Source organism: Rhizobium sp. 42MFCr.1 (genome assembly GCF_000377185.1).
Lineage (GTDB): Bacteria > Pseudomonadota > Alphaproteobacteria > Rhizobiales > Rhizobiaceae > Rhizobium > Rhizobium altiplani.
Genome location: NZ_KB897834.1, coordinates 25,074 through 37,729 on the forward strand (window position 1 = coordinate 25,074; position 12,656 = coordinate 37,729).

At 56.1% G+C, this 12,656-nt stretch carries 11 protein-coding genes; 6 read left to right on the top strand and 5 right to left on the bottom strand.

The features are described from left to right. Window positions 1-361: 361 nt before the first annotated feature. A complete protein-coding gene (locus C934_RS0117215) occupies window positions 362-1,093 on the bottom strand; it encodes a hypothetical protein (RefSeq protein ID WP_018857896.1) in 732 nt (243 codons plus the stop codon). Between the two features lie 436 nt (window positions 1,094-1,529). Between C934_RS0117215 and C934_RS0117220 the strand changes: the two genes are divergently transcribed. Next, window positions 1,530-2,456 (top strand): cation diffusion facilitator family transporter, encoded by a 927-nt coding sequence (locus C934_RS0117220; RefSeq protein ID WP_018857897.1) that lies wholly within the window; start codon window positions 1,530-1,532, stop codon window positions 2,454-2,456. A 315-nt stretch (window positions 2,457-2,771) separates the two neighbouring features. Here the strand turns inward: C934_RS0117220 and C934_RS0117225 are convergent, their stop codons facing one another. Then, the gene (locus C934_RS0117225) at window positions 2,772-3,728 is read right to left on the bottom strand and encodes an SDR family oxidoreductase (protein ID WP_018857898.1); all 957 of its coding nucleotides are present in this window, start codon (window positions 3,726-3,728) and stop codon (window positions 2,772-2,774) included. A gap of 338 nt (window positions 3,729-4,066) precedes the next feature. After that, a complete protein-coding gene (locus tag C934_RS33740) occupies window positions 4,067-4,702 on the bottom strand; it encodes a UdgX family uracil-DNA binding protein (protein WP_442965925.1) in 636 nt (211 codons plus the stop codon). A 333-nt stretch (window positions 4,703-5,035) separates the two neighbouring features. Here C934_RS33740 and C934_RS36460 point away from each other — a divergent pair, with 333 nt between their 5' ends. The 4 genes from C934_RS36460 to C934_RS0117255 all read left to right on the top strand — a co-directional run bounded on the left by C934_RS36460 (window position 5,036) and on the right by C934_RS0117255 (window position 9,097). Beyond that, window positions 5,036-5,296: a DUF982 domain-containing protein gene (locus C934_RS36460; RefSeq protein ID WP_083929866.1), complete on the top strand. Its 261-nt coding sequence runs from the start codon at window positions 5,036-5,038 to the stop codon at window positions 5,294-5,296. A 107-nt stretch (window positions 5,297-5,403) separates the two neighbouring features. Further along, window positions 5,404-5,724 carry a hypothetical protein gene (locus C934_RS0117235; RefSeq protein WP_026371864.1) on the top strand — a complete coding sequence of 107 codons (321 nt, stop codon included), beginning with the start codon at window positions 5,404-5,406 and terminating at the stop codon, window positions 5,722-5,724. A 1,745-nt stretch (window positions 5,725-7,469) separates the two neighbouring features. Further along, on the top strand, window positions 7,470-7,856 hold the full coding sequence (locus C934_RS0117250) for a hypothetical protein (protein ID WP_018857903.1): 387 nt from the start codon (window positions 7,470-7,472) through the stop codon (window positions 7,854-7,856). Window positions 7,857-8,671: 815 nt separating this feature from the next. Then, on the top strand, window positions 8,672-9,097 hold the full coding sequence (locus C934_RS0117255) for a hypothetical protein (protein ID WP_018857904.1): 426 nt from the start codon (window positions 8,672-8,674) through the stop codon (window positions 9,095-9,097). A gap of 974 nt (window positions 9,098-10,071) precedes the next feature. On the opposite strand, the gene C934_RS34700 is transcribed toward C934_RS0117255, so the two are convergent. Both C934_RS34700 and C934_RS0117270 read right to left on the bottom strand, forming a co-directional pair. Beyond that, window positions 10,072-10,506 (bottom strand): hypothetical protein, encoded by a 435-nt coding sequence (locus C934_RS34700; protein ID WP_156828760.1) that lies wholly within the window; start codon window positions 10,504-10,506, stop codon window positions 10,072-10,074. Window positions 10,507-10,816: 310 nt separating this feature from the next. Beyond that, on the bottom strand, window positions 10,817-11,698 hold the full coding sequence (locus tag C934_RS0117270; protein WP_018857907.1) for a LysR family transcriptional regulator: 882 nt from the start codon (window positions 11,696-11,698) through the stop codon (window positions 10,817-10,819). A gap of 97 nt (window positions 11,699-11,795) precedes the next feature. Here C934_RS0117270 and C934_RS0117275 point away from each other — a divergent pair, with 97 nt between their 5' ends. Then, complete coding sequence (locus tag C934_RS0117275; protein ID WP_018857908.1) at window positions 11,796-12,542, top strand: sulfite exporter TauE/SafE family protein; 747 nt, start codon at window positions 11,796-11,798, stop codon at window positions 12,540-12,542. Window positions 12,543-12,656 lie beyond the last annotated feature (114 nt).

Sequence of the window (12,656 nt, forward strand, 5' to 3'; positions counted from 1 at the left end):
CGCTGGATGGTACGAGGTTACGCCCGAGCATAATTTGATGTCGTCGTATCGGCACTGGCAATCTCGATCGGGTTTTGATCGGAGCCCTGTCTGCAAACGAGCCATACGAACGATCGCCGACTGAGCCTGGAATGGTCTGTTCGGAGTTTTCGAACGAAGCTTTGTGCAGGAGCGCCGTCAGCAACCTCTTCCCTTTCGAGCTGGCGTTTCAATCGTGGTGGGGTCCCTAGGCTCCTCAGCCGCGGTTGATTTGCGGCCGGAAAAAACCAAATCGTTCGTCGTCTTGAGATCCAGTCACGAGGCAGCGGAAACGCCGGCCTTAACGCATGGTGGCAAGCCACGACCTCGTTGCCGTATTACGTCAATGCCTGAGCTGCGCCTTCAACCTGCTATGGGCGTGGGGGTCGAAATAGTGGTAGAGAGCCGTCGCGCGCACGGTGCCGGGATCGCATGGTTCGTTTGCGTGGATGCTTCGGTAGCCCCAAAACAGGTAGAGATTTCCGGGAACCATTTTGATCCTCGTGAATGACGATGGATCCTTCGCAGCTCGGGTTCTCAGTGACCGTTGCCGGATCTTATCGACCATTATTTTATCGACGAGATTTCCTGCATAGGTTTCCCGGACGGGTCTGGTATTCGGGAGAAGGAGGAGATCGCCGGCCAGGCCGACGGTGGGTATGACAATGGGAAGCAACGCAGTGACGAGGTAGGAGTCGTAGTGGAAGTTGAGAGAATGTTGCATCATTCCATTGCCGGTCAGGCATCTAAGCAATTGATAGAATTCGACAGCAGGAGCCGGTTTGTTGCGGCTCGCCACATAAAGCCTCGAAAAGATCGACTGGAAGCGCGTGGATTTGGCCAGTTGATCAAGTCCGGAACCCTTGACGGCTTCGCTGCCTTTGAAAGCCACATATTCGTTCCGGGAGTCGCGCACGGATGATGCAACGAACTGCTGCATCGTCATCAAACTCGAGGGCGCCAGGAAATCCGGTATGCAGCAATACCCGTCGCGCTCCATTGCGGAGAAAAGTAATTGCAGGTAGGCATCGGAGATTTCGGGAGTGGTTTCATCAAGCGCACTTGTAGCATCCATGACGGACCTCGACAGCGTTTGACCTCCCGCTATATTAATAGATGCTATATCTAGGGTTGTCTAGCCGTTGGATCAAAGAATTGAGGCTAACACCGGCATCGTTTGCATGGATGCAGCTCTCTGCTGTCGCGTCTCAACAGCCTGTCATAAATGGATAAGCTGTGGTTGCATCATGGCAACCACAGTTGCGTCGAGCACACATGGAGAGGCGGCAGTGATCGCGGGAGCAGAACGCCGGCAACTTTGACGAGTGCGGTGGAAATTGCGCGAAATAGCCTGGAGACATTCATAGTGACCGCCGTCGTCGTGGCAAGGCTCATGGGCGCCGCGCAGACTGGCGTGCCCCTGCCCATATAATCGTCCAACTTAATTTGTGAGACTTTCGTCCCAGCGATGCCAAAACGATATGTTGGATCGGTTCTGCGGAGATATGTGAATGTTGAACGAGCAGCAGTTTCTACGCATTTCTATCGTGGCAACGGTGATTGTCGCCGCTCTCGGAGTGGCCTTTGGCATACTGTCGGGCTCGTTCTCCATCGCCTTTGACGGCGTCTATTCTCTGGGCGACGCCGCGATGACTGGCCTTGCGCTTTGGGTGTCGAGCCTGATCGTGAAGTCAGCGCAAACCGACGCGTTGTCTGGAAGAGTTCGTAACCGCTTTACAATGGGCTTCTGGCATCTGGAGCCAATCGTCTTGATGCTTAATGGCAGCCTGCTGATGACTGTTGCTGTATACGCGCTGATTAACGCGATCATCAGCATCCTCAATGGCGGGCACGAACTGCTTTACGGCGTGGCAATCACCTACACGGCGGCGACCGTGCTCGTCTGCGCTGTCATGGCTGTTATTGGTGCCAGGTTGAACCGCCGCTTGAAGTCGGACTTCATTTCCCTCGACGTCAAGGCCTGGATCATGTCGGGAGGAATTGCCCTTGCCCTGCTGATCGCGTTTTTCATCGGTCTCGCTGTTCAGCCGACTCCTGTCGCGTGGATCGCCAGCTACGTTGACCCAGTCGTCCTCGCATTGGTTTGCCTGGTGATGATTCCGCTTCCAATCGGTACAATCTGGAAGGCCCTGACCGAGATCCTTCTCATCGCGCCGGTCGAACTTAAGAACCACGTGGACAACGTCGCTTCCGAGACCGTGCGTCGCCTCCACTTCCTTTCATATCGCGCCTACGTTGCTCGTGTCGGTCGGGCGACACAGATCGAACTCTACTTCATCGTTCCCAAGGGCCTTCCGCCGAAAACGGTGGAGGATTGGGATGCGCTGCGCGACGAAATAGGGAATGCGATCGGCGATGAAAGCACCAACCGCTGGCTCACCATCGCGTTCACGGCCGATGAGGAATGGGCGGAATAGACCCTTGAGCGTCGCGCTTTTCGACTCAGCTTTCGCGCGTTGAATGATGACTGCCGTTTGACTGATTTGAAGCCCGCTTCGTCACAACTGGCCCTCTCGCTCGATCGCGCGACGCTTCAAATGCCAGACCTCCATTTCCTCGGATCCGAGAGCAGCAAATCACGCTGATCGCGGCCGTTGAAGTCGACACAAACGCCTACTCATAACCGCCGCGCCCGGCCATGCTCATGGGGCGGCCAGCAGCCATGCCAATGCACAAAGGAGCCATCGTCGAAGGCCTGTCGGGTGGGTGCAAACCCGCCCGACCGCACCGTTTCAATATCCGCCAACGATTGGCAGAATTTCACCGGTGATGTAGCTCGACATCTGCGAAGATGCGAGGAAGACGTATGCTGGAGCGATTTCTTCCGGCTGTGCGGCCCGCTTCATCGGCGTCTGCGACCCAAATGTTTCCACATCCTTCGCCTCCTTGTCCGAAGGGTTGAGCGGCGTCCAGACTGGCCCGGGTGCGACCGCGTTCACGCGGATGCCCTTGGGAACAAGCTGGCCCGCGAGTGCTCGGGTGAAGGCATGTATGCCGCCTTTTGTCATTGAGTAGTCGAGCAACTCCTTCGATCCTTCGAGCCCCGTCACCGACCCTGTATTGATGATCGCCGAACCATTCACGAGATGAGGGACGGCCGCTTTCGCCATGAAGAAATAGCCGTAAAGGTTCGTCTTCATCGTCTCGTCGAAATGTTCATCGCTTAGGTCTTCGATATTTTGTGAATGCACCTGGAACGCAGCGTTGTTGACGAGGATATCGAGATGTCCGAACCGCGTGACAGTCTTCTCGACCGCCATCTGGCAGAAGCTAGCATTTTTGACATCACCATGGATGACGAGGCATGTCCGGTCTTCCCTCTCTACGGCTTCCTTGGTTTCTTCGGCATCTTTGGGTTCATCGAGGTGGATGATAGCGATGTCTGCACCCTCGCGAGCAAACAAAACCGCAACCGATCGTCCGATACCGGAATCGCCGCCGGTAATCAGCGCGACTTTGCCCTTCAGCTTCTCCGATCCTTTGTAGAAGGGCGCATCGTACATCGGCGCCGATGGAAGATCGGCTTCCGAGCCTGGCTTGTCTTGATGAACTTGTGGAAATGGCGGCTCCGGATAGCGGCGGGCTCCTGCTTGCATAGCGCCAGACGGCTTTGATTTTCCCTTCTTGTCGGCCTGTTCGACTTCCTTCTGGATCTTCCGCTGTTGCTGGACAGTATGGTCGGGTGACATGTGATCCTCCTTGGTTCAGAAGGTAGAACTCTAATCGACGCGAAAAGTTTGGAGCCGGCAAAGGCTCAACAACGGCCCCCGCAAAAGTCGGGCATACTAGAACCAGCGAGAGCGGCGTTTTGGTATCATCAACGACGTCAAAACTGCATGCTCCGTATCGGTCCCAAGAAGAGTCGTGTCGCTCTATACTACCTTACCCCTGGGCCCGACGCCGTGACGTCGGACGTCGCCGAGAAATCGATGGCTTGGTCAAAACTCGAGCTTCCAACATGGTGACGGCTTTGATCTCCATCGAAAGCCAACGGTTTTGACTTTGGACTTTGTAGTTCGGCCACCTGCTAACGCTCGAGAAATGCGCGAACACGTCGCATTTCATCTACAAATCGTGCTACGGCTCGCCCGCCCGTCGGTTGATCGAATATTCGCAAGAGCGAGGACGGGTGTATGGTGATGAAAACCGGTGGGCCGATGGGGGGGCGCAAGACAGAACCTCGATCCCGGGTGACTTTGACGTGCGACCCGAGGAGCGAATAGGCCGCCGTGGCACCCAAAGCCACGACCAATTTTGGCCGTACCAGGCGTAGCTCCGCCGCAAGCCACCATGCACACACCTTGATCTCGCCCTTGTTGGGCTTTGCATGAATACGACGTTTGCCGCGAGGTTCAAACTTGAAGTGCTTGACCGCGTTGGTGAGATAACAGTGATTGCGTTCGATGCCGGCCTCCTCGAGGCAGCGATCAAGCAGCTTTCCCGCCGGGCCGACGAACGGCCGGCCGGCCAAATCCTCTTTGTCGCCGGGCTGCTCTCCTACGAATACGACTTCCGCGGTTTTCGGACCCTCCCCGAAGACGATCTGAGTGGCGCCGCTGTAGAGATCACATCTTCTACAGCTTGCGGCGTCCGCGTGGAGCTCTTCCAAACTGGAATCATCCACTTCTCGCTGCACCAACGCCGGACCAAGCAGTTCTGACACGGCTGACTTCTCCTCAAGGAACATGCTGCGCTAGCCGCGGGCTCTGGACACTGCATTAGCGCGAGTCCGGGCTTCGGCTTTTTGGAGAAAGAAACAATAAACGCAGAGGGTTGGTTCCAGAATTTGTGCATCTGGGATTGGCGCCGGTGTCTGATCGGTTTCAGAATCATGAAGGACCTTCCTCACATCCTCCACGGCCATGTGCGCCTCAAATTTGCCTGCAACAGCTATGGTTCTATTTGTGCCGTTCATAGCATTGGCATGCGCCATTTTGTGATGGAACGTTTCTCATCTTCTCGCGCTTAGGCAACAGGTTCCAGGAGGACCATTGTCATGAAAAATGAAGCGAGAAGGCACTCCATCATATACTGGAGGGCGCCTATACATGTGCGAATTGGAAATGGTTGGAACGAAACAATATTTGGGCCGGCGGATGCAGTTGAGTATCTCAAATATCGATGGCCTGCTGACCGCGGCCCGCACTACCTGGCCGCAATGCGCGCCTGTAGCGGGGCGCTATGTCGAAGAGAGTCGCCCGATTTTGCCCGGGACCTATTTGTCGCCGCAGCGATCGAAGGAGACATGTTGGCCTAACAACACGCGATCGTCCCGTTTCCCGACGAGAGCCAACGGAGGCCCGCATTGCCGCAGGGTTGGTCACTAAGTTACTTGATAACGTTCGACCCCTCGCTGGGTAGCAGATGTGGAAAGTGAACGCCTTTCGCAACCGCCGTGCCTGCACGATCCGGCACCGTAGATGGCAGACCCTTGCAGGTGGTGCCACTCATCCACCGATCAATGCTCAGCGGGCCTTCAAGGCGATGACAGAAATAACAGTCTCGCATGGCTTCGGCCGCCCGTTCATGACACGGCGTCTTATTACCAAGCATGCTGGCCGGCTGGTCGACATGCGTTTAGCCGTAGCGACGGTCCGGGGGCTGACGGATGATCTGCTCGGTAATATTGGGCGCGATCGCGGGGTCCGCGCGACGCCGACTATTAACGACGTTGAAGAATCGTGACTCGACGCGTCCGTCACCCCGTAGTTCAATTCGCAAACGGGGATTGGAAGGTAGGTCAATGAGATACGAACGGCACGATGCTCGGGCTTATGCAATCAAGATAGTCTCGATACTGCTGGCATCAGCCGTAACGGCCGGGGTTCCCACCTGGATTGTGGCCAGAGCCATGGGTTTTTGACAAAGATCAATGCCGCGCCGCAAGTCTTGCCTACAACGCAAAACAGGCACAGCCAATCGCCACTTCCTGGCTGCCTGTCCTTGCCAACGATCGAACGGTTTCGACGATGTCGTCGCGCGCAGCGGTCTTCATTTGCTCCATCACCCTCCTCCAAGCGGCAATGTGCACGTGTGACGCCAGCACCTAGGACTTTGGACGGACGTGCTCGGACTTTGGTCCAACTAGCGTGCATCGCCCACGGCGGATATCTCTAGGTTGTCCTGATCGCTGAGCGGCTGGGAAGCACAAGAAGGGAAGCCCCCGCCCCAAACGGCTTCCCTTCGCCCGCTTCAGACCGGCACTATCTTTGGGCCCCCAGACCTTCTTAAAACTGAACTGGTCAAACAGCCTGCACGGTCTTTTCTGAAACCCACGCTCTTTCCGATCGCGCGGCCAGTCCGCCGCAAGACGGCCACCCGTCGGCGACATCGCTGCTGACTGCGTTATCGACCCGTACTATCCTGCAAAAGGATGGGGCAGGTTTAACATGACCCCACTTGCATGCGGTCGGGGGAGGGGGCTCAAGCTGACTTTAATAGGGGTATGGAGCCTGTAAGAATCCGTGCCTCACCGATGGAGACGCCATACGATGCCATCAGCAACAAACTCAATGTGACGGCGCGCGGAACGGGTAGGTCGCCGGTGGCCCATCGGCGGCTTGTAAGTTCATCTATATCGAAAAGCTCTTGTACGACGCTTGCCGTCAATCCGATGACAGCCAGCGTCGCCCGGTACTCGGACGGTGTCATTTGATTCGTTCCCGGCGCGATTTTTTTGCGCTTTATTTCGTTATAACTACATTACCTTTCATTTGATTGCTTGATGTCCAAATAGCGACATTCATCAATCCAATAGCGCCACATCACCAATAGTTGTCCAACATAGCGAACTTCCTATCCTCATCAACCAGGCGGTGAATGGAGTGAAGCATGAAGGCGATGCGATATCTTCGCAAATATCGAGGAGGATTCAGAACTGCATGAACACGCCGCCGGTGTCGCAATCCTGTTGGCCGGGGAGGACGCACGGCGATTGGAAGAGAATCTAGAAAACCAGGTAGTCGTATGTGTCTTCTCCCAGTTTCTTGCGGGTCTGATTGCATTCGGCGATGAGGCCAACTTGTCTAGCCCGCCTCATCTTTTGACGAAAGGCAATGGCCTCGCTATGCGCTTCAGATAGGTCTCGAAGCTTGTGTTGCTTTCCCTAAAACGAGCGAAGTCGATGACACCCCATTTCCGGGAGGCCCAGCCGTGTCGTGGCCGAATTTTCGAGCTGCATCGTCGCTGGTTTCCCTGCTTGAATGACCAAGACTAACGTTGAAGCGCTGAATCTTTACCTTGAGCGCTGGGCGAGAGAGGCGTCGCGGGAAAGTCCAGACTACGACCCCGTAGTAGCGGCTAGCTCGCTAGAGTGCCTTTACAATATATCGCCAATCCGCAATCTTTGAGCCGGGATGACCAAAAACGCAATCAACGCGGAAGAAAACTCGCACATCAACGCTAAGTCACAGCCAATAGGAGGTCGAACCATGAGACAGAAGAACGTTCGGATCTATCGAAATCCAGAGCGCGGCGAGTCCGTCAAGGTCACTTGGGGCGAGGGCGGGGAGAACGACTATTCTGACGTCAACGCGGCCGCGACCGCGCTTGGCTGTTCGGCAGAGTGGCTGGAGCAAAACCTGAAGACCAGCTTTCTCACGAGCGTTGGCATATCGGAACTCGATCTATATTGGGACGACTCGATGTGGCGTTCCGACACATCTAGCAGGAGCTTCACCATAAATGACCGTGTCAGTCTGTTTGGTGAGATTACTGCCGTGGACGACGAAAAGGGAGAGGTTACCATTCGAATCAATGGCGCTCCTGTGACTGTAACCTTGTCGAACGAAAACGTTGTTCTTCTCGCAAGGAACTAGGTCGAAGAGAGTTTATGCTCGAAGCGCTGGTGGGGCATTGCAGGATCCCGCCAGCGATATTCAGCCCTCACGACGGATCGAGCGGCCATTCGTCGCCCCGAAGCGAAAAGGGACGCCTGAGATGTGTTCGCCGATGTTGGCCCAGGGCGCCGCGCGGCCGGTACGATGGCGTTTTGTCCGGCATGACATGGAGTTGGATCGCAAAGCTCGGTCAGTTTCATTTTTATCGCCTTGGCCAACAGTGTCAGCTTGCGCCACTTGCTATACACTGTCTGACTTCCGATCTCGGCATTGCTTGTTCCTAGATCAGAGTAACATTCCAGGTGTAAGTCCTATTTTAGCGGCAGAGACCGCTTGAGAGATTATAGGTGCTCTTGGCTAACTGGAGAGCACGGGCAGCCTCCCCGTCTCAACTTGATGCCCTTGGATGACGACGAGTGAGCGATGCTGTCCGCCAATGGTGTAACGATCATGGTGTAGCGTTAGATTCCGAATGCGCTCGGGCAGTGATGTGCATCGCAGTTGACCGGCATTGGCAGGAGAGAAGCCGCCCGTTGCCCTCTTAGTAGCCATCAGCGCAGCCAACATTTAGTTTCTCGTGCATCGCGGTCTATGGCCGACAGGTTGGCTCCCATTTCCCTTTGCGCCTGACTTCGCTTACCGCTCATGACTTGAGCAAGCCACCAGAACAGGGGTGCCGTGCAACGAACTGAATTGAAGGAAGCGCGTAAAAATCACAATCCCGCGGATCGGCCTTATGTTGACTCTGTCCCCCGCGCAGTTGAAAAGAATCCTGGCTAGTGAGGGAGAAAACCATGGCTGACGAAAATAATACCGCGTCGATAACCGAAGGCGCAGCAGCGACTACTTCGGCGGAGGCGCCGGCGCCGAAGAAAACACGGGGACCACGACGTCAGAAGGCCGCTGCCGACGTAGCGCCAGCGCCGGTCGTAAAAACGCCGCGAGGTCGCCGCAAGAAGGTGGAAGAGCCAGCGAGCGAGCAAAAGCCAGCGGCTTCGACAACGACCGCCACGGCGAAAGCGAAGGGCGCGGTCAAGCAAGGCCGGAGACTTGGAGCGCAAAAACAAGTGACCAAGACTGCTCCCGCTTCTGTCTCGGCGCTGGACGATATAGCAGACCTGATCCAACTCGAGGAAGAGAACAGCCGGTTGCGCAAGACACTTGCTGAAAAGCTACGCGCAGAAAATGCTGACCTTCGCAAGCGGCTTGGTCTTAACTGAGAGTTCAAGAAACTCGATCAGTTGCGGTAACCCACCGTGACATGATGTGGCGACGGACGTTGTCAAGACTGATTTGGTCGGGCCCAGTTCCGGGCCTGACCAATAAGCTACTGCAACCTCGCGGTGCAGCTTGTTCAAGATTGAAGCACGATGAAATCTCCTTGGAAATTCCTGTCAAACCTGACGTTGCGCCAACGGCGAACGGAAGGCGTATCTTCACCCGCTGACGAGGCCGACGCAAAGGCGGTTGAAGTCGAGGAAGAGCATTTTCCCGCATCGCCAAAGGTACCGGATGCGCAGGATCTGGCGCCAGGAAGCGATGACGCGCTCGTGGGCCTGGACGCGGCCAGAAGCGACATTGATCCTCCATCATCGGGGCTGCCAGTCGAATTTGTCAGGGATGAAGAACGGGGCAATGCTCAGGTCCATCCGCTGGGGGCGAGGGCTCAGGAAGCTTTTGAGGAAGGCGGCTCCGGTGGGCAACACGCACGCAAAAGCAACGCGCGACGCATGCGCCATGTCAAAGAAAACCGCCCGGATGGAGTTGTCGGAAAGACCGTGGTATCAGGGGAGCGTCAAAGAGCGAGATCAAGTTCGCCGCCCCGTGAAACGCCCATTGACCCGTTGAGGGAACTCGATGACGAAATAGGGCAGTTGAGGACGCGACTGGCTGAAAAGTTGCGCCAACAGAATGCTCAGCTTAGAGAGATGCTCAAGAGATTCGACGCAAGCTGAATTGCGTCGCTCGCACAGTTTAGGACACCATGAAAACACAGCAACGGAAATTTGTCGTCGAGTTCAAGTCAGCGCGGCGTCGATCGAAAACACAGGCGGCTTCCATTTGGGCCGGCACGGATCTTGAGGCCGCCGTCCGTGAAACGGCTTCGCAGACACCGAACCTTTTCGGGCCGAGCGCTGTTTCGATACCTGCCGTCCAAGAAATCCAAATCGAGTCGGTTCCGGTTCCAGTGCGATCAATTCATGTGCCGAGCGAAAGTCGCACCGACCAAACGATCCAGGTTCCAGTCGCCGCTTTTGAGGCTCCAACGGTTCAGCAAAAGGACGGCGTAACAGTCAGCTCGGATTCCAAGGCAGAGACAATGGAACCTGAGGTCACTTTGCCAAATCAAAGTGCGCCTCCTCCCAAACAACGCGCCGCCCGCCAGAAAAATCGCGTCCCACAGGCGAGCAATCGGGCCACGCGCCTTGCGAAGATCGACACGCAATTCGACGATCTCGCTGGCCTGGAGGAGGAAAACAGGCGGCTGAAACGACTTTTGGCAATACGCCTTCGCCAGGAAAATCTGCAGCTCCAGACGATGCTTCGGCGCTTCGGCGATTATTGAATAACGGACCAGGGTCGGTGCGGCTCGTCCCGGCAACACCGAGCCTGGTGAAGAATACCACATGCCGTCCGCTCGCTGAGTGGTGACACGGTAGGTGTGTGATGTTGCTTAATCCTTACTTCTTTTCCGGGATAGCAGAGCGAACCGTGGAATCCTTACCCTGCAAATGCACGGCCCCCTGCGTCGAAGGCGAAAAAGAAACCCCGCGAAGTGGCGGGGCCATTTAGGTGGAATTAAGAGGACGCACCAAAACAGGTGCAAGAGATAAACTAGCGCAGAAGTCGTATAGGTCAACAAAAAGCCCCGCCTCAAAGGCGTTCCCCGAGATGCTGGAGGTTCGCGCGCCGTTGCCTCGGCAAATGCTGGCATCAGGTCACGCATTTGCCAAGTGGTCGAACAGCTCTCGAGCAATTGGAGTGGGATCGAATCCAGAGGCCACGCAAACGGAAAGATTCCGCCGCGCCCATGCGTCGGTTAGAGGCGTTATCCCGCAGTTGTGGGCCCGCTTGCACTGCCGCGCCACCGTGTCCGGCACGATAGCGACCCCAACGCCGTTACTTGCTGCTGCGCATATGGATTCAAACGTGCGGAGGCGGATCCGGTATCGGAGCATTACGCCCAGCCTCTCGGCTTGAGCGTCGAGATGATCCTGTAATGCGCCGCCTTCCAGGCCTATAAAGTATTGCTCGGCGAGCCGCGCGAACGGGATTTCCTTTTCAGTCGCGAGCCAATGTGTCTTTGCTGAGACCACGACCAGTTTGCTCACCGAGAAAGGTTTAAGGATTAAACCTTGGTGGGCAGCTGCATCCGACAATACGCCGATATCGGCGAAACCTGCAGAGACGCTTCGGGCGATTTCATGGCTTTGGCGCTCCCGCAGATCAATATCGACTTGCGGATGCGAAGCAAGCCACGACGATAGACGGATTGGAAGAGCCTCGACGATGGCCGCAGTATTTGCGATTACACGAATAGTCGCGCGTATGCCTTGTGCGAAGCGTCCCATTTCCCCACGCATTAGCGTCACTTGATTTAGAATCTCACGCGCGTGGTGCGAAAGCGCCTCACCCGCTTCTGTCAATGTCACGCCCCGACGACCTCGTTCGAGCAGGCGTACGCCTCCGGTTGTCTCCATTTCCCGCAGGCGCTCACTGGCCGCCGCAAGCGAAAGGTTCACCTCCGCCGCTCCGTGGGTGATGCTGCCAGCGTCAGCCACGGCAAGAAAGAGGCGAAGATCGGTAAAGTCGAAGCGCATCCTCGAAGATTACACTCCACTTTGCCTTCGGTCCAGGCGAAGGCTGGAAACGGAACTGCCGCATTGTGGACGATGTCAGAAGTCGTAATGAGAAGATATGAATGATGTCTCGATCTCATTGCTGCTCGCTGTCGCAGCTACATTTTTTGTCGCCGGTATCGTAAAGGGTATCACAGGGATGGGCCTTCCAACGGTCGCCATGGGTATTCTGGGCGGATTGTTGTCGCCCGTTACAGCGGCATCGCTGCTCATCATCCCCTCGTTCACAACGAATGTCTGGCAACTCGTCGCAGGCCCGAGCTTTGTCGCAGTTGTTTGTCGGCTTTGGCCGATGCTGGCCGGAGTTTTTGTCGGCACACTCGCCAGTACGTCTGTGCTGACAGGTGGCGAAACCCGCCTGAGCACCGTCTTCCTCGGCCTCGCGCTTACGGCATATGCGATCTACACGCTGTCAGCCAAACCTTACCATATTAGCCAAACACACGAGTGTTGGCTCTCGCCGATGATTGGGTTGGCGACAGGCCTTATCGCTGGCGCAACCGGCGTGTTGGTCATTCCGGCCGTACCGTATGTCCAGGCACTTGGCTTTGAACGGGATGATCTCGTTCAGGCGCTCGGACTATCCTTCACGATTTCCACCATCGCGCTCGCCGCTGGGCTTGCTCTGCAAGATGCATTTCAGCTCGATGGAGTAGCGCTGTCGAGCTTCGCTGTTCTTCCAGCTCTGATCGGTATGTGGGCCGGCCAGCACATGAGGAAGGCGGTTAGTCCGGCGATGTTCAAGCGCTGCTTTTTGATCGCCCTTGCGCTTCTCGGAATAGAGATGTTGCTGCGAGGCGTTTAGTCAGCCTCTCCTGGCATGACCGCTGGCCAGATCGAGACTGCGCACAGAGGGATCTCGCTTTAATGCTTATGGCCCTCAGACCATAGACGCTCTTGGCAGGTGCGATTGGGTTAG